We start from the raw sequence: 26,718 nt of genomic DNA, 5'->3' as shown, positions 1-26,718 counted from the left end.
GGCGCCCTCGCCCGCCACACCGCCGCCGGCCGCGCCGGCCGGCCGCTGGACCGTGGGCGACCTGCATGTCCACACCATCCAGTCGGAGGACACGCAGCAGATCTCCACGCTCGACCAGGTGCTCGCCAAGGCCTTCGACACCTTCGGCCTCGACTGGGTCGCGCTGTCGGACCACCTGCGCATGTCTTCCTATGACAACGACGGCCGCAAGCTCGACCCGGCGATTCCGTTCTCGCGAGGCATGGCCCTCTATCAGGTGCCGCGCATCAAGGCACTGCAGGCCGGCGGCAAGTACGCCGACAAGACGATCTTCGCGTCCTTCGAGTGGGACATGGCCACGCACGACCACGGCAACGTCGGCATCCTGACCGACAGCCCCATGTCCGACGCGGCGCTCAAGGCCGTGAGCCAGTTCGAATACCTGTTCACCAACCGCGACCCCGCGCTGTTCCCGGCCGCCGACGTCGCGGCCTGGAACGCCAAGGACGCCCGCGCCTTCACGACGCACGACGACGTGCTCAAGGCCATCGCGTGGCTGAAGAAGAACTACCCCGACTCCAGCTACCTGCAGATCAACCACCCCTCGCGCAGCCCCGGCAAATACACGGCCACCCAGCTGCGCGAGATGAACGACGCCGCGCCCGACATCGTGTTCTCGCTCGAGGGCATGGTCGGCAACCAGATGGAGCCCGACCGCGGCGGCTACGAGAGCGCCTACACGCCGGCCAACCTGCCCTCGCGCACCTACGGCGGTGTCGACTACCTCGTCGCCAAGCTCGGCGGCACCTGGGACGCCCTGCTGTCCGAAGGCCGCCGCATCTGGAACGTGGCCGATTCCGACTACCACTTCACCACCTCCAAGGGCCTGTACAGCAGCGGCTACGCGCCCGGCGAGTACGCCAGGAACCACCTCTGGGGCGACATCAAGGACCCGAAGTCGCTGCTCACCGCGATGCGTTCGGGCAAGCTCTTCGCGGTCAACGGCAGCCTGATCGACGCGCTCGACTTCAAGGTGCAAAGCGCCAAGGGTGCCGGCGAGATGGGCGCCGAAGTGAGCGCCAAGCCCGGCGAAGACCTGAAGATCACCATCCGCTTCAAGAGCCCCGAGCGCAACAACTTCGAGTACCAGCTCGGCAGCGGCGTGTACGCCAACGTGAAGCCGGTGGTCGACCACATCGACCTCATCGCAGGCGACGTGACCGGCCGCGAACTCCCGGGCACCCCCGGCTATGCGCGCGACACCAACCCGACGACCCGCGTGGTCAAGCGCTTCACCCGCGCCGACTGGACGCTCGACACCGAAGGCTACTTCGCGGTGACCTACACCGTGAAGGCCGGCAACAACCAGTACTTCCGCCTGCGAGGCACCAACCTGGGCACCGACGTGCCGAACGAAACCGCGGGCGGCGAGCCGCTGTTCGATGCGCGCACGCCCACGCCGGCCGGCGACGACCCGGTCACGCGCTTCAACGCGATCAATGCGCGCAACTACAACGACCTGTGGTTCTATTCGAACCCGGTGTTCGTGAAGGTGGCGGCGCAGTAGGCCGCGCCCCCATCCCGCCGGCCTCCAAGGCGCCATGTCCCTCGGGGGCATGGCGCTTTTTCTTTGCCCCGGCCCGCCTCGCATCAGGGAATCTACGGATATATGATTCCCCGCATGGTCTTGATTGGGTTCAATTTTTGTATACAAATAACGCACCCATAAAGACGGCGCGAAATTTGCGTCAAAAAGTCCCTCATCCCAACCAAGTACGAGGAAAGACCATGAGCACAGTCGCCAGCCATGCCCCCGCGGGGGCCAGCGAAGCCGGCATCGCGCCGCACGCGGAATCGAATGCCCTCATCAAGCCGGGCTACGACCCGCGCCTGACCAACGAGGACCTCGCCCCGCTGAAGAAGCAGACCTGGGGGCAATACAACATCTTTGCGTTCTGGATGTCCGACGTGCACAGCGTGGGCGGCTACATCACGGCCGGCAGCCTGTTCGCGCTGGGCCTGTCCAGCTGGCAGGTGCTGGTGGCGCTGCTGGTGGGCATCGTGATCGTGCAGATCTTCTGCAACCTGGTGGCCAAGCCCAGCCAGGTGACGGGCGTGCCCTACCCCGTGGTGTGCCGCGCCTCCTTCGGCGTGCTGGGCGCCAACATCCCGGCCATCATCCGCGGGCTGATCGCGGTGGCCTGGTACGGCGTGCAGACCTACCTGGCATCGGCGGCCTTCATGGTGCTGGCGCTGCACATGGCACCCGGCCTGGCGCCGTATGCCGACGTGGCGCAGTACGGCTTCGTCGGCCTCTCGGCCCTGGGCTGGGTGGCGTTCATGGTCATGTGGGTGCTGCAGGCCTTTGTGTTCTGGCACGGCATGGAAGCGATTCGCAAGTTCATCGACTGGGCCGGCCCGGCGGTGTACGTGGTGATGGCCGTGCTGTGCGGCTGGCTGGTGTGGAAGGCCGGCTGGAGCAACATCGACCTGAACCTGGGCGGCATCAAGTTCCAGGGCTGGGACGCGCTGCCGGTGATGCTCTCGGCCATCGCGCTGGTGGTGAGCTACTTCAGCGGCCCGATGCTCAACTTCGGCGACTTCTCGCGCTACGGCAAGAGCTTCGACGCGGTGAAGAAGGGCAACTTCTGGGGCCTGCCGGTCAACTTCGTGTTCTTCTCGCTGCTCACCGTGATCACCACGGCCGCCACGCTGCCCGTTTTTGGTGAACTGATCACCGACCCGGTGCACACCGTGGGCAAGATCGACAGCACCACGGCCGTGGTGCTGGGCGCGCTGACCTTCATGATCGCCACCATCGGCATCAACATCGTGGCCAACTTCGTGTCGCCGGCCTTCGACTTCTCGAACGTGGCGCCGCAGCACATCAGCTGGCGCACGGGCGGCATGATCGCCGCGGTGGGCTCGGTGTTTCTCACGCCCTGGAACCTTTACAACAGCCCCGAAGTCATCCACTACACGCTCGATGTGCTGGGCTCGTTCATCGGCCCGCTGTTCGGCATCCTGATTGCCGACTACTACATCGTGCGCAAGCAGCGCATCGACGTCGACTCGCTCTACACCATGAGCAAGCAGGGCAAGTACTGGTACAGCGGCGGCTACAACCCGAAGGCGATCCAGGCGCTGGTGCCCTCGGCCCTCGTGCCCATCCTGTGCGTGATGGTGCCGACGCTGCGCGGCGCCGCCAACTATGCGTGGTTCATCGGCATGGGCCTGGGCTTCATCCTGTACGTGCTGCTGAACCGCAACAACAAGACTTGAAACTGTAGAGAGTAAGAAAGGGACCGCGCCGTGCGCATCAAGATCATCAACCCCAACACCACCTGGAGCATGACCGAGAAGATCGGCGCCTGCGCCCGCGCGGTGGCGCACGCCGGCACCGAGATCGTGGCCGTGAGCCCGGCCATGGGGCCGGTCTCCATCGAAAGCCACTACGACGAGGCGCTGGCCGTGCCGGGGTTGCTGCAGGAGATCGCGGCGGGCGAGCGCGACGGCATCGACGGCTACGTGATCGCCTGCTTCGGCGACCCGGGACTGAAAGCCGCACGCGAGCTGGCGCGCGGCCCGGTGGTCGGCATCGCCGAGGCGGCGATGCACCTGGCCAGCATGATCGGCAGCCGCTTCAGCGTGGTGACCACGCTGGGCCGCACCATGGGCCAGGCCTGGCACCTGGCCGAGATCTACGGCATGGAGCGCTTCTGCGCCAACGTGCGCGCCTGCGAGCTGCCGGTGCTCGAGCTGGAAGAGCCGGGCTCCAACGCCCGCGAGCGCATCGTCGACGAGTGCCGGCGCGCGCTCGAAGAAGACGGTGCCGACTGCATCGTGCTCGGCTGCGCCGGCATGACCGACCTGTGCGCGCACACCGAGCAGGTGCTCGGCGTGCCGGTGATCGACGGTGTGGCCGCGGGCACCAAGCTCATCGAATCGCTGGTGGCGCTGAAGCTGCGCACCAGCAAACGCGGCGAGCTGGCAAGGCCCTTGCCCAAGCCCATGATCGGCGCGCTCGAGGCCTTCACCCTCACGCGCTGAGCCACAATCGACGGATGCCCCGCGCCAGTTCCAAAACCTCCGTCCCTTCCGCCGCCCCCGTTGCCGCACCGGCCGAGAACGGCACGGCGCCGGCCGACAAGAACAGTTCCATCGAGAGCATCGCCAACGACATCGCCACCGCGATCGTCGAGAAGCGCCTGCCGCCGGGCACCTGGCTGCGCGAAGAGGCGCTGGGCCGCGTCTACTCGGTGAGCCGCACCAAGGTGCGTGCGGCGCTGCTGATGCTGTCGAAGGACAAGCTCATCGAGATGATTCCCGACAAGGGCGCCTTCGTCTGCCAGCCCACGGTGGACGAGGCGCGCGAGGTGTTCGCCGTGCGCCGCATCCTGGAGCGCGAGGTGGTGCGCCTGTTCATCGCCAACGCCCGGCCGCGCGACTACCAGACGCTCGAGCAGCACATCAAGTTCGAACGCACCGCGTTGCGCCAGAGCACCACCATGGGCACGGTGCGCGAGAAACTGCTGGGCGACTTTCATGTGGCGCTGGCCGAAGCCACCGGCAACCACACGCTGGCCGAGATGGTGCGCGAACTGGTGGCGCGCAGCTCGCTGATCGCGATGCTCTACCACTCGTCGAACGACCCGCACTGCTCGTCCGACGAGCATTCCGACTTTCTGCGCCTGTGCCGCAAGGGCGACGTGGAAGCGGCCGTGACCTGCATGATCGAGCACCTCGAACGCATCGAGGCCAGCCTCGAACTGGGCACCGAGAAGCCCGACCGCCAGCTCGACCTGGTCAAGGCGCTGCTGGCCTGAGCCAGCATCGCTGACACGCCCCACTCCCGATACCTGAGAGCCGGCCGAAACGCCGGAGGCGTCGGCGCGCGCCTCCCACAGCGCTTCTTCGCCGGATTCGGGTTTACCTGAATCCGGATTGCCACATAAATTGTATACAGTTTCGCGTACACAACTGGTGTGCGCGACGGCTCTGCGACGCGCATCACTGCTCCGTTCCCCTCGCCGCGCCAGGAGACAACGATGACGGCAGATTCCCTTTCCAGCAATGTCCATCCCGTGGACCAGCGCCTGCCTTCGGGCAAGCTCGCGGCCCTCGGCCTGCAGCACGTGCTCGTGATGTATGCGGGCGCCGTCGCGGTGCCGCTCATCGTGGGCCGCGCGCTCAAACTCTCGCCCGACGAGGTCGCGCTGCTGATCTCGGCCGACCTGTTCTGCTGCGGCATCGCCACGCTGATCCAGGCGCTGGGTGCCACGCAGTGGTTCGGCATCAAGCTGCCCGTGATGATGGGCGTGACCTTCGCCTCGGTGGCGCCCATGGTCGCCATCGCCAACGCCAACCCCGGGCAGAACGGTGCGCAGCTGCTGTTCGGCGCCATCATCGGCGCGGGGGTGATATCGATACTGATCGCGCCGCTGGTGAGCCGCATGCTGCGGTTCTTCCCGCCGGTGGTGACGGGCACGATCATCGCGGTCATCGGCATCAGCCTGATGCGCGTGGGCATCAACTGGATCTTCGGCAACCCCGTGGGCCCGACGGCGCCCGCGCTGGTCGACCCGGTGTACGCCAAGTGGCTGGCCGAGGTCACCTCGCCGGGCAGCTCGATCCCCGCGGTGCCCAAGGGCTTCGCGATCATGCCTACCGTGCCCAACCCCAAGTACGCCGACCTGTCGGGCTTCGGCGTGGCCGCGCTGGTGCTGGTGTCGATCCTCCTGATCGTGAAGTACGCCAAGGGCTTCATCGCCAACATCTCGGTGCTGCTGGGCATCGTGATCGGCGCGGTGGTGGCCTCGATCACCGGCCTCATGACCTACGAGAAGGTCGGCAAGGCCGCCTGGGTCGACATCGTGCTGCCCTTCCATTTCGGCATGCCGCTGTTCGACCCCATCCTGATTCTCACAATGACGCTCATCATGATCGTCGTGATGATCGAATCGACCGGCATGTTCCTCGCGCTGGGCGAAATGACCGACCGCAAGATCAGCCAGCAAGACCTGGCCAAGGGCCTGCGCACCGACGGCCTGGGCACGCTCATCGGCGGCATCTTCAACACCTTCCCGTACACCAGCTTCTCGCAGAACGTGGGCCTGGTGGCCGTCACCGGCATCAAGAGCCGCTATGTCTGCGTGGCCGGCGGCGTGATCCTGATCGTGCTGGGCCTGCTGCCGAAGATGGCCGCGCTGGTCGAGTCGCTGCCCACCGTGGTGCTCGGCGGCGCGGGCCTCGTGATGTTCGGCATGGTGGCCGCCACCGGCATCCGCATCCTGTCGGGCGTGGACTTCAAGACCAACCGCCACAACGCCATGATCGTCGCCGTGGCCATCGGCGTCGGCATGATTCCGCTCATCGCCCCCAACTTCAAGCAGTGGATGCCGCACTCGATCCACTCGCTGATCGAGTCGGGCATCCTGCTGGCGTCGATCACGGCCGTGCTGCTGAACCTGTTCCTCAACGGTGCGAAGCACGACGAAGAGGCTGTGATCGCGGCGGCCAAGCACGCCGACGCGCACTGATGGACTAGATCATCGCCAACGGCGTCTTGCGCTTCGGCACCGGATAGATCCGGTCCAGCGCCGCCAGGGTCGTCGCATCGAGCTGCAGCTCGGCGGCGGCCCTGTTTTCTTTCAGGTGCGCGCTGCGCACCGCCTTCGGAATCGCCGCCACGCCCGGGCGCGCGATGACCGCGGCCAGCGCCAGTTGCGCGGCGCTCACGCCGAGCTCGGCCGCCAGCCGGCCCAGCGCCTCGTCGCCTGCCAGCGCGCCCTGGTCGATCGGGCTGTAGGCCATCAGCGGCATGCCGCGTTCGCGCTGCCAGGGCAGCAGGTCGAACTCGGGGCCGCGCTCGCCGAGCGACAGGTACACCTGGTTGGCCGCGCAAGCGGGGCCTTGTCCGATGACCTGCGCCAGCTCCTGCATGTCGTCGGTGTCGAAGTTGCTCACGCCCCAGTGGGCGATGCGGCCGGCCGCGACCAGTTCGTGCATCGCCTCGACCGTGTGCGCCAGCGGGTGGTTGCCGCGCCAGTGCAGCAGGTACAGGTCGATGCGCTCCAGCCCCAGCCGCGCCAGGCTGCGCTCGCAGGCCTGCCCCGTGCCGCGGCGGCTGGCGTTGTGCGGGTAGACCTTGCTGACGATGAAGAGCGCGTCGCGCTGCACATCGCCCGCGCGCAGCGCCTCGGCCACGACCTGACCGACCACCGTCTCGGCACCGCCCTCGCCGTACATCTCGGCCGTGTCGATCAGGCGGTAGCCCAGGTCGATGGCCTCGCGCACCGCGGCCACCTCGGCCGCGCGGCGGGTGGCGTCTTCGCCCATGCGCCAGGTGCCGAGACCAAGAACCGGCATCTCGCCGCCGGTGGGGAGTGGAAGTGTTCGCATGGGCACGATGGTACGCAGGCCCTTTGGGCGGGTGCCCGGGCGCGGGTTTTCCGCCCCCGTTGCCTTCTAATTTTTCGAAGCTCAAGTCAGTTCGATGACCATCAATTGCTTATCTTCCGCCGTGTTCTGGCGTTTTTGCCTTCGCTTTTTGTCAATGCCCGGTGGGTGCCAACCCCCATCGCGCACGCCCCACCCGCTCCTAGAATTTTTTGACGGCCTGATGTCACAAGCGTCGGCGCTCTTATCGAAACGGTTCAGGAACAGGTTGAGTCAATGCAGCAGAAGCAAAAGCACAGGATTGCCGTCATCCCCGGAGACGGCATCGGCGTCGAAGTCATGCCCGAGGGCCTTCGCGTGCTCGACGCGGTCAGTCGACGCTTCGGCATCGATTTCGCGTACGACCATTTCGACTGGGGCTCCGACCACTACGTGCGCACCGGCCTGATGATGCCGGCCGACTGGGCCGACAAGATCCAGGGCCACGACGCCATCTACTTCGGCGCCGTGGGCGATCCTGCCAAGGTGCCCGACCACATCGCCGTGTGGGGCCTGCTCATCAAGATCCGCCGCGACTTCGACCAGTACGTCAACCTGCGCCCCGTGCGCCTGATGCCCGGCGTGCCCGGACCGCTGGCGCACCGCAAGCCCGGCGACATCGACTTCCTCGTGGTGCGCGAGAACACCGAAGGCGAATACACCTCGGTCGGCGGGCGCCTGTTCGAAGGCACGCCGCGCGAGATGGCGATCCAGGAAGCCGTGTTCACCCGCGTGGGCGTGGACCGCATCATCGACTACGCCTTCCAGCTCGCCAACCGCCGCAAGCGCAAGAACCTGGTGGCCGCCACCAAGTCGAACGGCATCTCGATCACCATGCCCTACTGGGACGAGCGCCTGGCCGAGATCGCCACGCGCTACCCCGACGTGGCCACGAGCAAGTACCACATCGACATCCTGTGCGCGCACTTCGTGCAGCACCCCGACTGGTTCGACGTGGTCGTGGCCTCCAACCTGTTCGGCGACATCCTCTCCGACCTGGGCCCGGCCTGCACCGGCACCATCGGCATCGCGCCCAGCGCCAACCTGAACCCGGAGCGCAAGTTCCCCTCGCTGTTCGAACCCGTGCACGGCTCGGCCCCTGACATCGCAGGCAAGGGCATCGCCAACCCCATCGGCCAGATCTGGTCGGCCGCGCTCATGCTCGACCACCTGGGCGACAACGACCCCGTGTACGCACAAGCCTCGGCCGCCGTTATCTCGGCGATCGAGACCGTGCTCAGCGAAGGCCCGCGCACGCGCGACATGGGCGGCACCGCCAACACGGTGGACGTGGGCCGCGCGATTGCCGAGTGCATCGCTTCGGCATGACACCTCCCGACCCTCTTTTTCGCAGGAAGCGAAACGCGCTGCGCACACCCGCAGCGTGCCCCCGTGCTCAGGGCACTGGGTGCTTCCCGCAGCGAAATCAAGGAGGAGGCCGCAGGCCGGGGGACATTCGCGGAGGGAAGTACCCGGTGGCCTGGGCACACGCCCTGAACAGCGATAAACAACGGAGCCACTGAACCATGGGCCTGTTCCTGCTCAAGCGCACCTTGACGCTCATCGGCACGCTGATCGGCGCGTCCGTCATCGTGTTCCTGGTGCTCGAAATTCTCCCCGGCAATGCCGCGCAGATGCTCATGGGCCCCGACGCCTCGCCCGACGCCGTCGCCGCCCTGGCCACCAAGCTCGGCCTGGACCAGCCCGCGTGGACGCGCTACTGGCACTGGATCGGCGGCCTGCTCACCGGCAACCTCGGAGACAGCTACGCCTACAGCTCGCCCGTCATCGACCTGATCCTGGAGCGCCTGGCCCTCACCGTGCCGCTGGCCGTGATGGCCATGGCCCTGACTGTCGTCATCGCCCTGCTCGTGGGCGTGACGGCCGCAGCGCGCCACAACAAGCTCGGCGACGTCGGCCTCATGGGCATGGCCCAGGTCGGCATCGCCATTCCCAACTTCTGGTTCGCGATCCTGCTGATCCTTGTGTTCTCGGTGCAGCTGCAGTGGTTCTCCGCCGGGGGTTTTGAAGGCTGGGGTGAAGGCATCCTGGCTGGATTGAAGTCGCTGCTGCTGCCGGCACTGTCGCTGGCCGTGGTGCAGGCCGCGATCCTCGCGCGCATCACGCGCTCGGCCGTGCTCGAGGTGATGCGCGAAGACTTCGTTCGCACCGCACGCGCCAAGGGCGTGTCCCAGCGCATGGTGCTGTGGACCCACGTGCTGCGCAACGCGATGATCCCCGTCATCACCGTCATGGGCATGCAGTTCTCCGAACTTCTGGCCGGCACCATCGTGGTGGAAAACGTGTTCTACCTGCCCGGCCTGGGCCGGCTGATCTTCCAGGCCATCAGCAACCGCGACCTGATCGTGGTGCGCAACTGCGTGATGCTGCTCGCGGCGATGGTGGTCATCGTGAACTTCGTGGTCGACGTGCTCTACGCCGTCATCGACCCGCGCATCAAGGCGAGCGACATATGAGCGCCATCCTCTCCCCTTCCGTGCCCGCTTCCTCCGCGCCCCTCGCGCCCGGCTTCTGGCGCCGCGCGGTCAAGCACCGCAGCTTCGTCATCGGCGGCGTGTTCGCGCTGCTGCTGTTGCTGGCGGCTCTGATCTCCTTCGTCTGGACGCCCTGGTCGCCCTACGCGATGGACATGGCGAACAAGATGCAGGGCCCTTCGGCGACGCACTGGCTCGGCACCGATGCCTTCGGGCGCGACGTGGCCTCGCTGCTGCTGGTGGGTGCGCGTGCGTCCATCCTCGTGGGCGTGATCGCCGTGGGCATCGGCCTCGTGGTCGGCACCGCGCTGGGCCTGCTCGCCGCGGCCCGACGCGGCTGGGTCGAAGAGGCGGTGATGCGCCTGTCGGACTTCACGCTCGCCTTCCCCGCCATCCTCTCGGCCATCATGATGACCGCCGTGTTCGGCGCCGGCATCGTCAACGCGATCATCGCGATCGGCATCTACAACATTCCGACCTTCGCGCGCATCACGCGCGCTTCGGCCAACGCGATCTGGTCGCGCGAGTACGTGGCTGCTGCACGCGCCTGCGGCAAGGGCAGCTTCGCGATCACCATGCAGCACGTGCTGCCGAACATCTCGGCCGTGCTCATCGTGCAGATCACCATCCGCTTCGCCATCGCGATCCTGGCCGAAGCTGCGCTGTCGTACCTCGGCCTCGGCACGCAACCGCCGCAGCCCTCCTGGGGCCGCATGCTCAGCGAAGCGCAGACCCTCATGTTCCAGCAGCCGCTGCTCGCGGTGTTCCCCGGCATGGCCATCGCCTTCGCGGTGCTCGGCCTGAACCTGCTGGGCGACGGTCTGCGCGACCTGCTCGATCCGCGCCTGGCCCGCGCAAGGTAGACCGCCATGCCCCTCCTCGAAGTCAACGACCTCCACATCGGCCTGCAGACGCAACGCGGGCCGGCCGAAGCCGTGCGCGGCATTTCCTTCTCGCTGGAGCGCGGCGAAACGCTTGGCATCGTCGGCGAGTCGGGCTGCGGCAAGTCGATCACCGTGATGTCGCTCATGGGCCTCCTGCCTGCCACCGCGAAGGTCACGGGCAGCATCAAGCTCGACGGCCAGGAACTCGTCGGCCTGCCCGAAAAGCAGATGTGCCAGCTGCGCGGCAACCGCATCGGCATGATCTTCCAGGAGCCGATGACGGCCCTGAACCCCGTGCACACCATCGCGCGCCAGGTCGGCGAGCCGCTGATGCTGCACCGCGGCCTCACCAAGGCGCAGGCGCGCAAGGAAGCCCTCGACCTGCTCGACCGCGTCGGCATTCCCGACGCCGCCTCGCGCCTCGACGCCTACCCGCACCAGTTCTCCGGCGGGCAGCGCCAGCGCATCGGCATCGCGATGGCCCTGGCCTGCGGGCCCGACCTGCTGATCGCCGACGAGCCCACCACCGCGCTCGACGTCACGATCCAGAAGCAGGTGCTCGACCTGATCCAGGGTCTGGTCGCCGAAATGGGCATGGCGCTGATCCTCATCTCGCACGACCTCGGCGTGATCGCCAGCAGCGTGCAGCGCATGCTCGTGATGTACGGCGGCAGCGCCGTGGAAAGCGGCCCGACCGAGACGGTCTTTGCCGACCGCGCCCACCCCTACACGCGCGGCCTGTTCGCGGCGCGCCCCGCGCTCGGCGCCGTGCGCGCGGGCCGGCTGCCCACCATCCGCGGCAGCGTGCCCGAGCTGGTCGACATTCCCCGAGGCTGCGGCTTCGCGGGCCGCTGCGACTTCACGACCGACGCCTGCCACACCACGAAACCGCCGCTGGCCCGCCAACCCAACGGCCATGCGGTGAGCTGCCTGCACCTCGACGCCGTCGCCGCGCACGCCACGCTGGCCGCCGCATGAGCACCCCGATGACTTCGACGTCTTCCTCTTCGACCCCGCTGCTGCAGGTGACCGACCTCGTGCGGCACTACGCATTGCCGCGCGAAAAGCTCTTCGGCCCGCCGCCCACCGTGAAGGCGCTCAATGGCGTGAGCTTCGAGGTGCAGGCCGGCAAGAGCGTGGGCATCGTCGGCGAATCGGGCTCCGGCAAGTCGACCATCGCGCGCCTCGTGATGGCACTGGACACGCCCACCTCGGGCAGCGTCGCGCTCGAAGGCCGCAACCTGCACGCGCTCTCGAAGGCCGAGCTGCGCACCGCGCGGCGTGACTTCCAGATGGTCTTTCAAGACCCGTACGGTTCGCTCGATCCGCGCCAGACCGTCGCGCGCATCGTCGCCGAGCCGCTCGAAGCGCTGGCCGAAACGCGCCGCGCCGAGCAGCGCGAACGCGCCGCCGAAGCGCTCGCGGCTGTGGGCCTGCGCACCACCGACCTCGACAAGTACCCGCACGAATTCTCCGGCGGCCAGCGCCAGCGCATCGCGATCGCACGCGCGCTCATCACGCGCCCCAAGCTCATTGTCGCCGACGAGCCCGTGAGCGCGCTCGACGTCTCGGTGCAGGCCCAGGTGCTCAACCTCATGCAGGACCTGCAGCAGCAGTTCGGCATCAGTTACCTGCTCATCAGCCACGACCTCGCCGTGGTCAACCACCTGTGCGACGAGGTGTGCGTGGTGTTCAAGGGCCAGATCGTGGAACGCGGCCAGCCCGCCGAACTTTTTGCCCACGCGCAACACCCATACACACGCACCTTGCTGTCGGCCGTGCTGCACACGCCATCGCGGTAGGCCCGAACGGGTCGAACCGGCAGCCTCTTTTTTCTTCCAGGAGAACCCCCGAATGTTGAAGCGACGCACCCTCATGGGCACCGCCATCGCCGCCGCGATCCCCGGCGCCTTCCCGCTGTTCGCGCAGGCCCAGACCGGCAAGAACATGCTGACCATCGGCATGCCGCTGGAACCGCCGGGCCTGGACCCGACCACCGCCGCCGCCTCGGCCATCGCCGAGATCGCGCACTACAACATCTTCGAGACGCTGACCAAGATCAACGCCGACGGCAGCGTGACGCCGCTCCTGGCCGAGAGCTGGACCGTGTCGCCCGACCTGAAGACCCACACCTTCAAGCTGCGCAAGGGCGTGAAGTTCGAGAACGGCGAGGCCTTCGACGCCGCCGCCGTCAAGTTCAGCTTCGAGCGCGCGGCCGGCGAGAAGAGCACCAACAAGGACAAGCGCTTCTTCAGCGAGATCAGCCTGAAGACGCCCGACGCCGACACGGTGGTCATCACCACCGCGCAGCCCAACCCCGACCTGCTGTTCATGCTCGGCCAGGCCACCGCCTGCATTGTCGAGCCCAAGAGCGCCGACACCAACGCCACCAAGCCCGTGGGCACAGGCCCCTACAAGCTCGACAGCTGGCAGCGCGGCTCGGCCTGTTCGCTGGTGAAGTCGCCGACGTACCGCAACCCGGCGCTGGCCAAGGTCAACAAGTTCGTCTTCAAGTTCATGTCCGACTCGGCCGCGCAGACCGCGGCGCTGATGGCCGGCGACATCGACATCTTCCCGCGCGCCGGTACGCGCAGCGTGGGCCAGTTCCGCGCCAACCCGCGCTTCCGTGTGCTCGAGGTGGGCACGCGCAGCAAGGTGATCCTGGCCATCAACAACAAGCGCAAGCCGCTGGACGACGTGCGCGTGCGCCGCGCCATCCTGGCCGCGGTGGACCGCAACGTGGTGATCCAGGGCGCGGCCGACGGCTTCGGCAAGGCCATCGGCAGCCACTACCCGATCGGCGCGCCGGGCTATGTCGACACCACCGGCATCAACCCCTTCGACATCGCCAAGGCGAAGAAGCTGCTGGCCGACGCGGGCGTGAAGACGCCGCTCGAACTGCGCATGACGCTGCCGCCGCCTTCGTACGCACGCCAGGGCGGCGAGGTGATCGCGGCCCAGCTCGCGGCCATCGGCATCAACGTGAAGATCCAGAACGTCGAGTGGGCCCAGTGGCTCAGCGGCACCTTCGGCGGCGGGCACGACTTCGACCTGAGCATCGTCGCGCACGTCGAACCCTTCGACCTCGTGAAGTACACCGAGCCCGACTACTACTGGGGCTACGACTCGAAGAAGTTCCGCGACCTGTACGCCTCGGTCCAGAGCGAGCCCGACGAGAAGAAGCGCAACGCGCTGCTCGGCGAGGCGCAGAAGATGCTCGCGAACGACGCCGTCAACGGCTTCCTGTTCCAGGCCGTGTTCCCCACGGTCGCGCGCAAGGAAGTGAAGGGCCTGTGGCCGAACATGCCGATCGTCGCGAACGACCTGGCTGCGATCTCGTGGGGTTGATGCGGCCATGACGAAACCTCTTTACGCCCTGGGCGTGCAGGAATTGCACGCGGCCTACGCCAGCAAGGAACTCTCGCCGGTCGAGGTGACGCGCGCGGTCAACGAACGCATCGCGGCCTGCGAGCCGCAGCTGCGCGCCACCTGGCTGTTCCGCCCCGAAGCTGCGCTCGAGTTGGCGCGCGCTTCCGAGGCGCGCTGGCGCGCCGGCACACCGCGCGGCACGCTCGACGGCGTTCCCGTGACCATCAAGGAAAACCTCGCGACCGAGGGCGACCCGATGCCGCTGGGCACCGCCGCCTACGAACTCGTGCCGGTGACCTACGACTCGCCGCCCGCCGCGCGCCTGAAGGCCGACGGTACGGTGATGGTCGCCAAGACCACGATGCCCGACCTGGGCATGCTGTCGTCGGGCCTGTCGAGCTTTCATGATCTCTCGCGCAACCCCTGGGACACCTCGCGCACGCCGGGCGGTTCCAGCGCGGGCGCCGGCGCGGCCGCCGCCGCAGGCTACGGCCCGCTGCACGTGGGCACCGACATCGGCGGCTCGCTGCGCCTGCCGGCCAGCTGGTGCGGCATCTTCACGCTCAAGCCCAGCTTCGGCCGCATTCCGCTGAGCTCGCCCTACATGGGCCGCTGCGCCGGCCCGATGACGCGCACCGTGGCCGACGCGGCGCTGATGATGGCTTCGGTCGCGCAGCCCGACGACCGCGACTATTCGGAACTGCCGCCGCCCGTGATCAACTGGACCGCCTTCGAAGTCGATCCGTCGTTCCTCAAGGGCAAGCGCGTGGCGCTGCACATGGACGCAGGCTGCGGCCTGCCGCTCGATCCGCAGATCGCGCAGGCCGTGCGCGATGCCGCGAAGCGCATCGAGGCGGCGGGCGCGCACGTCGAGGAAATCCCCGCCTTCATGACGCCGCAGATGCTGCAGGGCATGGACCATTTCTGGCGCATGCGCTCGTGCCTGGACATGCAGGCCATGAGCGCCGAGCAGCGCGCGAAGATCCTGCCTTACATCCGCGAATGGGCCGAGAGCGCGGCCGGCTTCTCGGGTGCGCACGTCTTCGACGGCTACAGCCAGTTCGTCGCCACGCGCGCGGCCACGGTCGCCGCCACCAAGGCCTACGACTTCGTGATCTCGCCGGTGTCGCCGAACATGCCCGCGCCCGCGGACCATGCCTCGCCCACCAACGACCCGATGCGGCCGCTGGAGCACATCGGCTTCACGGTGCCCTACAACATGTCGGAGCAGCCGGCCGCGTCGGTCAACTGCGGCTACTCGGCCGAAGGCCTGCCCATCGGCCTGCAGGTGGCCGGCCGCCGCTTCGACGACCTGGGCGTGCTGCAGTTCAGCCGCGCCTTCGAGCAGATTCGCGGCGCCCAGAAGCCCTGGCCTGAGCCGATCTGAACCGCCATACGGAGACACACCTTCCCATGAACGCCACCCACTACATCGACGGCCGCCGCGTGGCGTCCGAAGGCAACGCCACCATCGACGTGATCGACCCGAGCGACGGCCAGAAATTCGGCGAGATCGCGAGCGGCACCGCCGCCGACATCGATGCCGCCGTGCGCGCCGCGCGCCAGGCCATGGGCGAACATTTCGACGGCCCCTGGGGCGCCACCACCGCGCTCGAACGCGGCCGGCTGCTCGCCAAGCTCGGCGCCGCTGTCATGCAGCACCACGAAGAACTGGCGCAGCTCGAGGCGCGCGACACCGGCAAGGCGCTGCGCGTGGCGCGCAACGACGCGACCGCGCTGGCGCGCTACTTCGAGTACTACGCCGGCGCCTGCGACAAGCTGCACGGCGACACCCTGCCCTACGAGCGCGGCTACACCGTGCTCACGGTGCGCATTCCGCACGGCGTGACGGGCCACATCATTCCCTGGAACTACCCGATGCAGATCGCGGGCCGCAGCGTGGGCGCCTCGCTCGCCGCGGGCAACGCCTGCGTGGTGAAGCCGGCGGAAGACGCGAGCCTCTCGCTGCTGCGCCTGGCCGAGATCGCGACCGAGGTCGGCTTTCCGGCCGGCGCACTCAACGTCGTCACGGGCTACGGCAAGGAAGCCGGCGCCGCGCTGTGCGCGCACCCGGGCATCGACCACATCTCGTTCACCGGCTCGACCATGACCGGCCGCAGCGTGGGCCTGGCTGCGGCCGAGCGCCACTGCCCGGTGACGCTGGAGCTGGGCGGCAAGTCACCGCAGATCGTGTTCGCCGACGCCGACCTCGACGCGGCCGAGCCCGTGCTGCTCAACGCCATCATCCAGAACGCCGGCCAGACCTGCTCGGCGGGCAGCCGCGTGCTGGTCGAGCAGTCGATCTATGAAGAAGTCGTGCAGCGCCTCGCCAAGCGCTTCACGGCCGTGCGCGCGGGCACGCCCGCCGAAGACCTCGACATGGGCCCGCTCATCAACGAGAAGCAGTTCCGCCAGGTGCGCGACATGGTCGCGACCGCCGAGGCGAGCGGCATGAAGGTGGCGGCGCGCGGCACGGTGTCGCCGCAGGCACCGTCCACCGGCTACTACCAGGAGGCCGTGCTGTTCCGCGACGTGCCGCATGACAGCGACCTGGCCCAGCGCGAAGTCTTCGGCCCGGTGCTGGCCGTGATGCCCTTCGCCGACGAGGCCGAGGCAGTGCGCCTGGCCAACGGCACCGACTTCGGCCTGGTGGCCGGCGTGTGGACGCGCGATGGCGCGCGCCAGCTGCGCATGGCGCACAAGCTGCATTGCGGCCAGGTGTTCGTGAACAATTACGGGGCGGCGGGTGGTGTAGAACTGCCCTTCGGCGGCGTGAAGTCGAGTGGCTTCGGCCGCGAGAAGGGCTTCGAGGCCCTGCTCGGCTTCACGACCCTCAAGACCATCGCCATCAAGCACGGATGAATTCATGACCACCACTGAACAGCAACCACAAACCTCGCGCAAAGTCGGCCTCGTCGGCGTCGGCCTGATGGGCCACGGCATCGCCAGCAACATCGTCAAGCACGGCCACCAGCTCACCGTGCTGGAGCACGCGGGCAACCAGCCGATCGACGACCTGCTGAAGGCCGGCGCCACCTCGGTGAAAGATGTGGCCGCGCTGGCCGCGCAGGTCGATGTGCTGATCCTGTGCGTCACCGGCACGCCGCAGGTCGAGGCCGTGATGCTCGGCGACAACGGCGCGCTGAGCACGCTGCGCCCCGGCACCGTGGTGATCGACTGCTCCACCGCCGTGCCCGCCTCCACCGCCAAGGTCGCGCAGGCCGTGCACGCCAAGGGCGGCCGCTTCCTCGACACGCCGATGACCCGCACCGCCAAGGAGGCCGCCGAAGGCCGCCTGAACCTGCTGGTGGGCGGCGACGCCGAGGTGCTGGCCTCGTGCCTGCCGCTGCTGCGCTGCTTTGCCGAGAACGTCACGCACGTCGGCGATGTGGGCGCGGGCCATGCGATGAAGCTGTTGCACAACTTCGTGTCGCTGGGCACCGTGGCACTGCTGTGCGAGGCCGCGGCCTGCGCGCAACGCGCCGGCGTGAAGCCCGAGGTGTTCGTGGACGTGCTCGCCAAGGGCGGCGGCAACGGCGTGGCGCTGGAACGCCTCAAGCCCAAGCTGCTGACGGGCAGCACCGATTCGCTGAAGTTCTCGATGGCGAATGCGAAGAAGGACCTGGGGTATTACAACGACATGGCGGAGCAATCGTCTTCGAGCCATGGCATTGCGCAGGCTGTGGATGCCTTGCTGGCGCACGGGGTCGAAGTCTTCGGGCCGGATCGCATGGTGCTCGATCTGGTCGAAGCGCTGCGCTGAAACTCTTCGGGGCGCGTGCGCAGGCCACCGGGTACTTCCCTCCGCGAATGTCCCCCGGGGCTTCGCCCTCCTCCTTGATTTCGCTGCGGGAAGCACCCGGTGTCCTGCGCACGATGAGCGTGGCTGTGGTGCTGGCCGTTCAGGCGCTGCGGCGAAGTGCCAGTCCCGACCCGCCCGACCGCTTCAGTGTTGTTGGATGGCGGTAGCCAGTTCTGCGCGCACGGCGGCGAACACGGCTGCAGGATCTGGGGCACGCGATATCGGGCGGCCGATGACCACGTGCGTCGCGCCAGCCCCGATGGCCTGCGAGGGCGTCGCAGCCCGCGCGTGGTCATTCTTTTCATCGCCTGGGAGCTGCGTGCCTGGCGTCACGATCAGGGCATCGGGCGGCAGGATCTCGCGAAGCAGCCTCACCTCCAACGGCGACGAAACAACGCCATGGCAACCGGCCGCGGCTGCCAGGCGGCCCAGTCGTGCGACCTGCTCTGGAACCGTCGAGGCGACGCCCACCTCTTCCAGATCCTGGTCGCTCATGCTCGTGATGACGGTGAGCGCAAGCACCTTCAGTTGAGGGAACTGGCTCGCGGCCTCGACGGCCGAGCGAAGCACGGCGGAACCGCCTGAGGCGTGCACCGTCACCATCGAAGCCCCCAGGTGTCCGGCTGCGGTGACTGCGCCCGCCACCGAGCTGGGAATTTCCAGCAGCTTGAGGTCCAGAAAAACGCTCTTCCCTGCCTCTGCGAGCTCGCGGACGACCGAAGGTCCCGCCGCGGTCAGCAGCTGCAGGCCGACCTTGTAGTGCGTGGTCGCTGCGCCCAGCTGCTTCACGAGGTCCGCCGCCAATGCGGCGGCTGGGAAGTCGAGCGAAACGATGATGCGGCTGTCCGTATTCATTGGCTTGTCCTCCATGCCGACGCCCCGCGCTCGGAGGGAACTCAGGCCTCCGAACGCTCCACGACCACCTCGCTGATCTGCACCACGGGTTGAATGTCCGTGTAATTGCCGATGTCGCCCCGGATCTCCTCCTGGTGCTGGGCAGAAGCTGCCCGGTAAGCTTCGACGGAAGTGCAGACGAAGTCGCACTTGGCGATGTACGCAGGGTCGGTGCCCACACCACGCCCCGAGATGCCCTTGTCCACCATGTAGTACAGGCACGCAGCGCCGAGCAGTCGTTTCATCATGGGCATGTGCCTCTCGCGGTAGTACGCGTGATCGAATCGCGCGCCTGCGGCGTAGGGGTACATGACACTGACCTTGATCATCGAGGTTTCTCCTGGGGTTGCACGCTGGTTGAGAACCTCAAGCGGGGAATCGTGCGCCCGACGCTTCCAGGGGAAGGCGCAGCCCGTTCGTGAGGTAGCTGACGGTGCGATAGAAGCCGGCCAGCATCAGCAGTTCGATGATGGCTTCTTCGCTGAAGTACGTTCGCAACGCGTCCCACAGGCCATCGTCGATGTCGGCGTGCGCGTGCAAGGCGTCGCACAGGCGCAGAAGCACCTGGTCCTCGGCCGACCAGCAGGCGTCGTTCGCCGAAGCCGTGACGCTCGCCTGAACCTGCTCTGGCGTCAGGCCAGCGAGCTTTGAGAAGACCGTGACGTGGATGCCCCATTCGTATTCGGATTTGCACAATGCCGTGGTGCGGTGAATCACGATTTCGCGCTGTCGGATGCTCAAGTGGCCTTTGTCCAGCAACCCGCCGGCAAAGAACTTCTGAAACAGACGCGGGTCGCGTGCCAAGGTCGTGAACAGCCGCAAGGGGGGCTGTCCCTTCATCACCCTGTCGAGTGACCTGGAAATGTCTTCACCGAATGGCGGCGCTGCTGGTTCGATGCGTGCGGGCATGCAGACTCCTGATTCAAGGGCCACGCCATCGTAGGTCCGTTGCTGTATAAAGTAAAGCATGACGACACCTCGCATCGGCCGCCCAGTTCGCGGTTCCACCACTGGCCGCCCCCTCATGGTCGCGCTGGACCTGCTGGGCCGGCGCACGGCGCTGCGCGTGCTCTGGGAACTTCGGGAGGGCTCGCTGACCTTCAGGGCCCTGCAGGAAGCGTGCGAGACGAACACCCGATTGCTCAACACGCGGCTCACCGAACTGAGGGAAGTCGATCTGGTCGAACATGCCGAAGGTGGCTATCGACTGACGGACGAAGGGCGGCGGCTTTCGAAGGCGCTGAAGCCGTTGTCAGCCTGGGCGGACCAGTGGGGGCGCGGGAAGCGATGAGAAGCGGGGCATCCGCGGCGAATGGCTCCGCCTATGATCAGAAACGTTTTTGTGGAGGAGCCCGTGACCGGCATGTTCGCGCTGCCCAGCCTGTCTCGCAGGTCGTGCGGGACACATCGCGTCAGTGCCTTGGAAAACCTATGAGAAAAATCTTTCCTCTCTGCGCCCTCGTGTTGCTGTCCGCCCTCTCGGGTCAGGCCCTCGCAGGTGCCAATACGGCGCGACTGAACTGCACGGGCAGTCACGCGGGGCAGGCACTCACCTTGGTGGGTGATGTTCCCGCCTCCATCGTGGAGGTCGATCTGAAGCTCTCCTACGGCGGGCAAACCATGCGCCTGGTTTCGCCCCAGGCGGAAACCTCCGAGTCCACTGATTTCCGCCATGGCGTCTTCAGGTTGGAAGCTGCGCTGTCCGGTTCGAACAAGCTCCAGCTTCAAGCCAAGCCCAAGAGCATCAAGTACAAAGGCAGCATGGGTGCCGGCAAACTCAACGCCAGCTTTGGCGCCATCCTCAAGAATGCGCCTGAGCCCTTTCAATCCGCGCTGAAAGGGGCTGAGCTCACTTGCATCTATGCATACGAAGTTTGAGCGTGGGCCCACAAATCGTTCAAGCAGGCAGACAGCCGCCGCGCGTTCAACCGCGAGCGCCTCGGCGAACTGCGATGCCTGCGATGGAATGGCATCCATCTGCGGCCACGACCCGAGGCTGAACCCTTGTTTCTCGCTCGCCCGATGAAGCAGCTGCGTCTCTTTGCCGCCCTGCTGTGGCTCGGCCTCGCCCTCGGTCCGGCCCGCGCAGCGCCACCGACCTACCAGGCGCTGTACGCCAACCCGGAACGCGCGTTGCCGATGCAGCCGACCTGGCAACTGCAGCCAGTGGATGCACAGGCGCCACCGTGGGAAGACATCTTCACCTTCACCATCGGCATCGCCCCCAACCTGATCGAACGGGCGCGTTGGCTGAGCCTGAATCCGGGCAAGCACAGCGAGCGCGCCCCCGCGTTGTTCGACGGCCTCGACGGGCGCGTGCTTTTCCTTTCGCCGACGGCGCGCAGCTTCTGCGACGGCCGCTGGCAGGTCGTGCGGCAGGAGTACATCTCCCTCAATCCCGCACTGCAGCCGCTGCACCGGGTGTGGCTGGTGGAGCGAAAGCCCGGCGGCGGGCTGCGCACCACCACGGCCAACGGGCGCATCGATGCGCAAGGCCTGTGGGCCGTTCCGCCCGTGAGTTGCGATGGCAAGGACACGATCTCCGCCGACTCCCCCGCGGCCCTCTCTTACCTGATGCCCGACGGATCCAGGCCCGTGCCTTCCGAGCTGCAGGTGGACACGGTGTTCGCACAGCCCGGCTTGCGCGATGCACGGGGACAGTGGCGCCCCCCCGCCCCGCCGCGGGACATCACCACGGCACGGTGGATGGACTACAAGCGGCAGATGGTGACGCCTGGCTCCACCGGCTCGGGCCTGATCGACGCGCGCGGACGCATGGTGATTCCGTTCATCTTCGGCGAGCGGCCCGATGCCACAGCCCAGCGGCGCATCCAGCTGTGCACCGCCGCCGGGCTGGATCTGCAGCGCAACGCCAGCACGCCGCAGGTGTGCCGCTGGCAACGACTGCATGGCAGCAGCAATGCCGGCGCCGCGCTGCGGCCGGTCAAGGACGCGGCCACCGGCCGATGGGGCTACCAGAACGCGCGGGGCCAATGGGCGATCGCGCCGCAGTTCGAATCCGCGCGCCGGTTCCGTCATGGCTACGCCGTCGTCTCGGGCGCGTTCCCAGAGGACTGGCGGCCGCCCGGGTGGCAGGACGAACGGCCGATCATCCGGCAGTTCCACCGCATGGGCCGCCATTGGGTGGTCGACGCCCTGGTGCGCAACGCGTCCACGGGCGGCGCGTGGGAATTACGCTATGGCCTGATGAACGATGCAGGGCAATGGCTTGCCGCTGTGCCGCAGCCCGCGCTGCACGTCACCGTGCTGGTTCCGCCCGGTGGCCGCAGCGGCCACTATGCCGAGATGCTGGCCAGCCACTTGCCCACCCTGCTGGGACGCAGCGTGCAGGTCGATCACGTGCCGACAGCCACCGAGGCCGACTACCGCCGGCTGATGACGGAGGGCGGCAACGAGAAGGTCTTGCTCGCGGCGTTGCGGCTGCCGCGCGGAGGCATCGAGGGCGTGCACCAGGCCGCGCCGATCGATGCGCTGATGCATTCCCTTCGCCCCGTCACGCTGCTGGCATCGGAGCCTCTGGTGCTGGCCATCGACAGCACGAAGGCCGACACGCTGGGCATCCGCAGCACGGACGACCTGCTGGCCTACGCACGGGCCCACCCGGGCAGCCTGCGCATCGGCACGGGCGACGACGGCTGGACGGGCCACCTCGCCTTCGGCCAGTTCCGCGCAGCGAGCGGCGTCGACGTGCAGCGTGTGGTCTTCAAGGGCATGTACCCCGACTCGGACGTCATCACGAAGGAGCATGCGGTGGACCTGCTGTTCGCGCCCGTGAACGGCGTGGCGGTCGCCGTGCGGCGCGGCCAGTTGCGTGTGCTGGGCACCACCGCCGACCCGGCGCACCCGCAAAGCTTCGAGGGTGTGCCGTGGCCGACGCTGGGCTCGAGCGCGCCCTTGGCCGGCTACACAACCTACGATCACTTCAGCCTCTGGGCGCCCGCGAATTCGGAGGCCGAATCCAATCGCACCCTGCAGGAAGCCGTGGCCCAGGTGCTTGCCAAGCCCGAGGTGCGCAAACAGCTGCAAGACCTTCGCGTCGTCGGTGGCGGCGGTTCGCCAGAGAGCCTGCTGGCGCTGGAAGACGAAGAGCGCGAACGCTGGATGCGTGCGCTTTCATCACCCGCGCGTTGAGGGCGCTGCCCCGCACCATCACTCGAACCGTATCTCGGCCACGGTTGGCGCATTCGGCTCCCTGGTCCTGGCATTCGCAATGGCACCGTCTTTCTCGTTCCTGAACCAGTAGCGGCACCCGGTTCGAGAAATCATCGTCACGCACATCGAGCCGTCCGCGTTGAGAACCCATTTGCCCGACGCCTTGCCCGGTCCGCTCTGGTTGACAAAGTCGACGCGGCCATCCGTATAGAACTGCCAGCGCGAGACCATGCCGGTCGACAGATTGCTCGAGACGATGGGTTTGCCGATCAAGGTGCTCTCGACCTCGGCTTTGCTCAGGAACACGCGGCCATGGATGGGTGCGGGCTCCTCCGAGATGGCCGGCACGACGGCGATGCACAGCAGCGCGCGGATGGCGTAACGGGTGAACATGACATGCCCCTCTGACGTCGCGCAGTCAGCATGCGTTCAGCCGAGCGCGTGCGTCCAAGCGCCTGGTTGGCCTGTCGGTAACGCCCGATGGCGTTACATGGCATTAACTAAAAAGCGCTACTTTTCTGCGCGCCAGATCCAGCCGGCGTACGCGAACGAGGCCTGCTTCTTCCTGCACGCCACAGCCGCGCCGGAAGGCGCTGGCCCGAGGTCGAGACGAGGAAGGCGGCGTTCTTTTTCTGCGACGACACGGCTTGTGCTCCGATGGCCCCTCGGCAAGGTGGCCGAAGGGCGTTGTGGGTGGCCTACGCAAACTCCGTGGCAACGGCGCCGGCGACGGCGGAAGAGCACTGTGAAGGCAACTGTGCAATGGCTTGTATGGCACTGTGTCGTGCGTACGGTGCCTGTAAACGGCCTGTCGATTTCGCGCGCCCGTTTCGCCTGCCGGCTGTCGCGGATCACAGGCCCTACTTGCGTGCGAAGCGCGCCGGCCCCTGCACCGTCCAGCCACCGCCGGCCGGATCGAGGTCGCGAAGGCACTGCGTGAGCCCGTCGTCCAGGTCGAGGGTGACGCCAATCCGCCAATGCCCGGTGGCGCCGCGCTCCACCTGCAGCACGGCGAAGCCGTTGCCGGTGCCCACGGCCGCCGTGACCATGGTGGCGCCGAAGGCACCCGGCACGGCGCCGAGTTCGACCTGGCCGTCGAGCCAGAACGCGTCGGGCCGCGCATTGACGAAGGTCCAGGGTGCATACAGGCCCGAGGACACGACCGAGATCACCTCCACCGGCCCACCCGCCGCCTGCAGCCAGAGGCTCGACACGCTCGACATGTGGCGGTCGCCCGACAGCACCACCACGTGGCGCGCAGTGGTGTCGCGCAGCAGTTCGAGCAGCGCGCGCTGCGAGGCCGGGTAGCCGCTCCAGTCGTCCATCCCCAGGCGTTGCGCCGGGTCGCCGAAGACCGCCGCGCGCGGCATCGGGAACAGCGCCACCGGCGACACGATGAACTTGGGCAAGTCGGCGGGCGCGGCCTCGAGCCACTTCTTCAGGTCGCCCATGCCGGCCTCGGCACGGATCGCCGCCTGGTCCAGCGGCGTGGCTTGCGCGTCCGTGCGCAGCGCCCGCCGCTGCCGCGTGCTGCGCGTGTCGAGCATGTAGAACGGAAAGCCGGCCGGCGCCATGCGGTAGTCGAAGGGACGCGGGTCGCGCTGCGGGCCGATGGCCCGCACCAGCTTGTGCTGCTGCGCGACGTAGCCGTCGAGCGCGGCGCGCACGGCCGGCGCTCCACAGGGGTCGGGGCCCGGCTCCCAGTCGTCCATCACTTCGTGGTCGTCGAGCAGCGGACAGGTCGGCAGCGAGGCCATCACCTGGCGCAGCGCCTCCAGCCTGAAGGTGAGCGCATAGGCCTGGCCGACGTCGTCGCCGCCGGCCGGCACGAAGAGCCCGGCGGTCTGGTCGACATACACCTGGTCGCCGGCCAGCACCAACAGCTGCGGCTTGTGCGGCGGCGCGAGCACCTCGAGCCGCTGCGCGAGCCGCCGGTACGACGCCTGCGCGGGCACCCGGTCGACCAGGCCCGGCACGTACTGGCAACTGGCGAGCACGAAGCACAGCGAGGCCTGTGCGGGCTCGCCCTCGCGCTGCACGGCGCCGGTCCATGCGGGGTCGAGGCGCACCACGGCGCGCTCGCGCTGCGCGTCGGTGGCGGCCTCCAGCGTCTTCATCACCTGGTTGCGGATGGGCTCGATGGGCTCGTCCTGCGGCTGCGCGAACAGCCCGGCCGGCAGCCGCCGGCCCAGCACCTCGAGGGGGCCGCGCGCCATGGGCAGGTCGTCGTGCGCCGTCAGCACCGCGAAGCCCTGGTAGTCGGCGAGCCGGTCGTCGAACAGGTCGATCTCCACCGCCTCCTGCAGGAGCTTGTCGCGCGTGGTCTCCAGGCCCACCATCCATGCGAAGTCGAAGCACCAGCGCCCCTCGCGGCGCCACGCGGGCACGAAAACCACGGCGCGCGCCGACACATGCGCGGGCGGCGGACGCAGCGCCAGCCGGCAATGCAGCCGGCCCGCGTTGTCCGCCGACCGGCTCGCAAGGCCGAGCCACGGGCCGGTCCACGGCAGGCTGGCCCGCCAGTCGGGCGGCACCGGGTTGCCGCGGCCGGGCTTGTGGTCGAAGGCCTCGAGAAACCGCACGATGTGCGGGAACACGTCGGTGCAGGCCTTCTCGCCGATCAGCGTGTCCTGGTGGCCGTAGTCGCCGAGCACCAGCAGCTGGTGCGGGGTACCTTCACCAAGGAACAGGTCGCCCCCGGAAGGCTTCGAAGCGTCCGACGGCTCCGGCAGCTGCGGAGGCTCCCGCGGCAGGCCTTCGTCCTTGCCGAACACGCGCTTCAGCAGCCAGAAGCTGTCGTACGAGCCGCGCCAGTCGAACACCGCGTTGCGCTGCCCGTGCAGCATGAACACGGGAAAGCCGAAGCGCTGGCCGACCTGCTCGAAGCCCACCGCGTGGCCCTGTCCGCCGGCGTCGGTCAGCACCTCTTCGCGGGCGTAGTTGCCGACCTGGGCGAGGCCGCGCACCTTCACGAAGCCGTAGATCGAATCGAGCGCATCGAGCGTGTCCTTGCCGATGTTGTGCAGCCGCATGGTCTGGCCGAAGATGGCGTCGGCCCGGTGCCGCACGGCCGCGAAGCCCGGCGCCTCGCGCAGACGCTGCGCCTCCCCGTCGTCGTCGGGGTAGGGAAAGGTCGCCAGCAGGCCGTCGACGAGCAGGCGCTTCATGCGCGTGAGCGAGGGTCGCGTGTCGAACTCGTCGATGCCGATGAACTGCTGCAGGTAGCCCGCCACATAGCCCCGGAAGCGGTTGAAGGCCGTGGCGCGCAACAGCGGCCCCACCTGCGACAGCACCACCGCGCCGATGGACGCATGCAGCCCCGGCAGGCGCAGCACCGCCACGCTGAACATGGCGGCGCCGATGCAATGCGCCACCACGTCGACCTGGATGGGCGCCGCTTCGTCGGGCGTTGCATGCGCCGCCTGCACGGTGCGCAAGGCGTCGGGAATGTCGGTCTCGGCCACCTCGTCGAACGACCAGTAGCGCCGAGGCCGGTTCGGGAAGCCGATGCTGGTGCGCAGGTCGAGCACCCAGACCTCGCGCCCGGCCGCGAGCAGGCTGTGCACCAGGTTGCCGGGGATGCTCCTGTGCGCGAAGGTGGAGCCGCTCGCGCCATAGCCGTGGATCAGCATCACGGGCCGCGTGCCCGCGCGGCGCACCGGCGGGCGGTAGCGCGACAGCAGCC

General features: G+C 67.9%; 23 protein-coding genes. 17 read left to right on the top strand and 6 right to left on the bottom strand.

The annotated features are described in order from the left end of the window. The 5 genes from VBO01S_RS32735 to VBO01S_RS22090 form a co-directional block, all read left to right on the top strand. Window positions 1-1,546: CehA/McbA family metallohydrolase domain-containing protein (locus VBO01S_RS32735; protein WP_062479393.1), on the top strand; the 1,546-nt coding region annotated here is incomplete at its 5' end. Between the two features lie 221 nt (window positions 1,547-1,767). Then, a complete protein-coding gene (locus tag VBO01S_RS22105) occupies window positions 1,768-3,261 on the top strand; it encodes an NCS1 family nucleobase:cation symporter-1 (protein WP_062479390.1) in 1,494 nt (497 codons plus the stop codon). Between the two features lie 30 nt (window positions 3,262-3,291). Then, window positions 3,292-4,029 (top strand): aspartate/glutamate racemase family protein, encoded by a 738-nt coding sequence (locus tag VBO01S_RS22100; RefSeq protein ID WP_062479387.1) that lies wholly within the window; start codon window positions 3,292-3,294, stop codon window positions 4,027-4,029. Window positions 4,030-4,043: 14 nt separating this feature from the next. After that, window positions 4,044-4,805: a GntR family transcriptional regulator gene (locus tag VBO01S_RS22095; RefSeq protein ID WP_062479384.1), complete on the top strand. Its 762-nt coding sequence runs from the start codon at window positions 4,044-4,046 to the stop codon at window positions 4,803-4,805. 222 nt (window positions 4,806-5,027) lie between these two features. Further along, complete coding sequence (locus VBO01S_RS22090) at window positions 5,028-6,518, top strand: nucleobase:cation symporter-2 family protein (RefSeq protein ID WP_062479381.1); 1,491 nt, start codon at window positions 5,028-5,030, stop codon at window positions 6,516-6,518. Window positions 6,519-6,522: 4 nt separating this feature from the next. Here VBO01S_RS22090 and VBO01S_RS22085 read toward each other — a convergent pair whose 3' ends face one another. Continuing rightward, entirely contained in the window at window positions 6,523-7,380 is an 858-nt protein-coding gene (locus VBO01S_RS22085) for an aldo/keto reductase (RefSeq protein WP_062479378.1), read from the bottom strand. Window positions 7,381-7,653: 273 nt separating this feature from the next. Here VBO01S_RS22085 and VBO01S_RS22080 point away from each other — a divergent pair, with 273 nt between their 5' ends. From VBO01S_RS22080 to VBO01S_RS22040, 9 genes are all read left to right on the top strand, one after another. After that, on the top strand, window positions 7,654-8,745 hold the full coding sequence (locus VBO01S_RS22080; protein WP_062479375.1) for a tartrate dehydrogenase: 1,092 nt from the start codon (window positions 7,654-7,656) through the stop codon (window positions 8,743-8,745). A gap of 197 nt (window positions 8,746-8,942) precedes the next feature. Beyond that, complete coding sequence (locus VBO01S_RS22075) at window positions 8,943-9,893, top strand: ABC transporter permease (protein WP_062479371.1); 951 nt, start codon at window positions 8,943-8,945, stop codon at window positions 9,891-9,893. Continuing rightward, a complete protein-coding gene (locus VBO01S_RS22070) occupies window positions 9,890-10,774 on the top strand; it encodes an ABC transporter permease (RefSeq protein WP_056573686.1) in 885 nt (294 codons plus the stop codon). Before VBO01S_RS22075 ends, VBO01S_RS22070 begins: the two co-directional genes overlap by 4 nt. Window positions 10,775-10,780: 6 nt before the next feature. Beyond that, complete coding sequence (locus tag VBO01S_RS22065; protein WP_062479368.1) at window positions 10,781-11,773, top strand: ABC transporter ATP-binding protein; 993 nt, start codon at window positions 10,781-10,783, stop codon at window positions 11,771-11,773. Window positions 11,774-11,781: 8 nt separating this feature from the next. Then, window positions 11,782-12,597 (top strand): ATP-binding cassette domain-containing protein, encoded by an 816-nt coding sequence (locus VBO01S_RS22060; RefSeq protein ID WP_062479365.1) that lies wholly within the window; start codon window positions 11,782-11,784, stop codon window positions 12,595-12,597. Between the two features lie 52 nt (window positions 12,598-12,649). Then, complete coding sequence (locus VBO01S_RS22055; protein WP_062479362.1) at window positions 12,650-14,143, top strand: ABC transporter substrate-binding protein; 1,494 nt, start codon at window positions 12,650-12,652, stop codon at window positions 14,141-14,143. Between the two features lie 7 nt (window positions 14,144-14,150). Beyond that, complete coding sequence (locus tag VBO01S_RS22050) at window positions 14,151-15,551, top strand: amidase (protein ID WP_062479359.1); 1,401 nt, start codon at window positions 14,151-14,153, stop codon at window positions 15,549-15,551. A gap of 26 nt (window positions 15,552-15,577) precedes the next feature. Further along, window positions 15,578-17,026 carry an aldehyde dehydrogenase family protein gene (locus VBO01S_RS22045; protein WP_062479357.1) on the top strand — a complete coding sequence of 483 codons (1,449 nt, stop codon included), beginning with the start codon at window positions 15,578-15,580 and terminating at the stop codon, window positions 17,024-17,026. Between the two features lie 4 nt (window positions 17,027-17,030). Beyond that, window positions 17,031-17,927 carry an NAD(P)-dependent oxidoreductase gene (locus VBO01S_RS22040; RefSeq protein WP_062479354.1) on the top strand — a complete coding sequence of 299 codons (897 nt, stop codon included), beginning with the start codon at window positions 17,031-17,033 and terminating at the stop codon, window positions 17,925-17,927. 183 nt (window positions 17,928-18,110) lie between these two features. On the opposite strand, the gene pyrF is transcribed toward VBO01S_RS22040, so the two are convergent. The 3 genes from pyrF to VBO01S_RS22025 are packed head-to-tail and all read right to left on the bottom strand — an operon-like array spanning window position 18,111 to window position 19,769. Further along, entirely contained in the window at window positions 18,111-18,821 is a 711-nt protein-coding gene (pyrF, locus tag VBO01S_RS22035; protein ID WP_062479350.1) for an orotidine-5'-phosphate decarboxylase, read from the bottom strand. A 41-nt stretch (window positions 18,822-18,862) separates the two neighbouring features. Then, window positions 18,863-19,189: an EthD family reductase gene (locus VBO01S_RS22030; RefSeq protein WP_062479347.1), complete on the bottom strand. Its 327-nt coding sequence runs from the start codon at window positions 19,187-19,189 to the stop codon at window positions 18,863-18,865. A 37-nt stretch (window positions 19,190-19,226) separates the two neighbouring features. Continuing rightward, window positions 19,227-19,769 (bottom strand): carboxymuconolactone decarboxylase family protein, encoded by a 543-nt coding sequence (locus VBO01S_RS22025; RefSeq protein ID WP_062479396.1) that lies wholly within the window; start codon window positions 19,767-19,769, stop codon window positions 19,227-19,229. A 115-nt stretch (window positions 19,770-19,884) separates the two neighbouring features. Here VBO01S_RS22025 and VBO01S_RS22020 point away from each other — a divergent pair, with 115 nt between their 5' ends. From VBO01S_RS22020 to VBO01S_RS22010, 3 genes are all read left to right on the top strand, one after another. After that, window positions 19,885-20,151, top strand: coding sequence for a winged helix-turn-helix transcriptional regulator (locus VBO01S_RS22020; RefSeq protein WP_216360029.1), 267 nt, complete (start codon window positions 19,885-19,887; stop codon window positions 20,149-20,151). Between the two features lie 140 nt (window positions 20,152-20,291). Next, the gene (locus VBO01S_RS22015) at window positions 20,292-20,738 is read left to right on the top strand and encodes a hypothetical protein (protein ID WP_062479342.1); all 447 of its coding nucleotides are present in this window, start codon (window positions 20,292-20,294) and stop codon (window positions 20,736-20,738) included. Between the two features lie 144 nt (window positions 20,739-20,882). Beyond that, window positions 20,883-23,012, top strand: a complete 2,130-nt coding sequence (locus VBO01S_RS22010; protein ID WP_062479339.1) for a tripartite tricarboxylate transporter substrate-binding protein — start codon at window positions 20,883-20,885, stop codon at window positions 23,010-23,012. A gap of 18 nt (window positions 23,013-23,030) precedes the next feature. Here VBO01S_RS22010 and VBO01S_RS22005 read toward each other — a convergent pair whose 3' ends face one another. Together VBO01S_RS22005 and VBO01S_RS22000 are read right to left on the bottom strand one after the other, a co-directional pair. After that, window positions 23,031-23,426, bottom strand: a complete 396-nt coding sequence (locus VBO01S_RS22005; protein ID WP_062479336.1) for a hypothetical protein — start codon at window positions 23,424-23,426, stop codon at window positions 23,031-23,033. 467 nt (window positions 23,427-23,893) lie between these two features. Then, on the bottom strand, window positions 23,894-26,718 hold a 2,825-nt coding region (locus tag VBO01S_RS22000; RefSeq protein ID WP_157627419.1), incomplete at its 5' end, for an alkaline phosphatase D family protein.

It is taken from the genome of Variovorax boronicumulans NBRC 103145 (assembly GCF_001591345.1).
GTDB classification, from domain to species: Bacteria; Pseudomonadota; Gammaproteobacteria; order Burkholderiales; family Burkholderiaceae_C; genus Variovorax; species Variovorax boronicumulans.
Note: the sequence above shows the minus strand (reverse complement) of the source record. Positions and strands in the feature narration are given on the sequence as shown.

Excerpts from the sequence above, each read along its gene's own strand:
- VBO01S_RS22095 (WP_062479384.1), top strand. The coding sequence starts at position 4,044 with ATGCCCCGCGCCAGTTCCAAAACCTCCGTCCCTTCCGCCGCCCCCGTT.
- VBO01S_RS22105 (WP_062479390.1), top strand. The coding sequence starts at position 1,768 with ATGAGCACAGTCGCCAGCCATGCCCCCGCGGGGGCCAGCGAAGCCGGC.
- pyrF (WP_062479350.1), bottom strand. The coding sequence starts at position 18,821 with ATGAATACGGACAGCCGCATCATCGTTTCGCTCGACTTCCCAGCCGCC.
- VBO01S_RS22010 (WP_062479339.1), top strand. The coding sequence starts at position 20,883 with ATGAAGCAGCTGCGTCTCTTTGCCGCCCTGCTGTGGCTCGGCCTCGCC.
- VBO01S_RS22015 (WP_062479342.1), top strand. The coding sequence starts at position 20,292 with ATGAGAAAAATCTTTCCTCTCTGCGCCCTCGTGTTGCTGTCCGCCCTC.
- VBO01S_RS22070 (WP_056573686.1), top strand. The coding sequence starts at position 9,890 with ATGAGCGCCATCCTCTCCCCTTCCGTGCCCGCTTCCTCCGCGCCCCTC.
- VBO01S_RS22050 (WP_062479359.1), top strand. The coding sequence starts at position 14,151 with ATGACGAAACCTCTTTACGCCCTGGGCGTGCAGGAATTGCACGCGGCC.
- VBO01S_RS22040 (WP_062479354.1), top strand. The coding sequence starts at position 17,031 with ATGACCACCACTGAACAGCAACCACAAACCTCGCGCAAAGTCGGCCTC.
- VBO01S_RS22005 (WP_062479336.1), bottom strand. The coding sequence starts at position 23,426 with ATGTTCACCCGTTACGCCATCCGCGCGCTGCTGTGCATCGCCGTCGTG.
- VBO01S_RS22025 (WP_062479396.1), bottom strand. The coding sequence starts at position 19,769 with ATGCCCGCACGCATCGAACCAGCAGCGCCGCCATTCGGTGAAGACATT.
- VBO01S_RS22030 (WP_062479347.1), bottom strand. The coding sequence starts at position 19,189 with ATGATCAAGGTCAGTGTCATGTACCCCTACGCCGCAGGCGCGCGATTC.
- VBO01S_RS22045 (WP_062479357.1), top strand. The coding sequence starts at position 15,578 with ATGAACGCCACCCACTACATCGACGGCCGCCGCGTGGCGTCCGAAGGC.
- VBO01S_RS22020 (WP_216360029.1), top strand. The coding sequence starts at position 19,885 with ATGGTCGCGCTGGACCTGCTGGGCCGGCGCACGGCGCTGCGCGTGCTC.
- VBO01S_RS22060 (WP_062479365.1), top strand. The coding sequence starts at position 11,782 with ATGACTTCGACGTCTTCCTCTTCGACCCCGCTGCTGCAGGTGACCGAC.
- VBO01S_RS22065 (WP_062479368.1), top strand. The coding sequence starts at position 10,781 with ATGCCCCTCCTCGAAGTCAACGACCTCCACATCGGCCTGCAGACGCAA.
- VBO01S_RS22080 (WP_062479375.1), top strand. The coding sequence starts at position 7,654 with ATGCAGCAGAAGCAAAAGCACAGGATTGCCGTCATCCCCGGAGACGGC.
- VBO01S_RS22090 (WP_062479381.1), top strand. The coding sequence starts at position 5,028 with ATGACGGCAGATTCCCTTTCCAGCAATGTCCATCCCGTGGACCAGCGC.
- VBO01S_RS22085 (WP_062479378.1), bottom strand. The coding sequence starts at position 7,380 with ATGCGAACACTTCCACTCCCCACCGGCGGCGAGATGCCGGTTCTTGGT.
- VBO01S_RS22075 (WP_062479371.1), top strand. The coding sequence starts at position 8,943 with ATGGGCCTGTTCCTGCTCAAGCGCACCTTGACGCTCATCGGCACGCTG.
- VBO01S_RS22055 (WP_062479362.1), top strand. The coding sequence starts at position 12,650 with ATGTTGAAGCGACGCACCCTCATGGGCACCGCCATCGCCGCCGCGATC.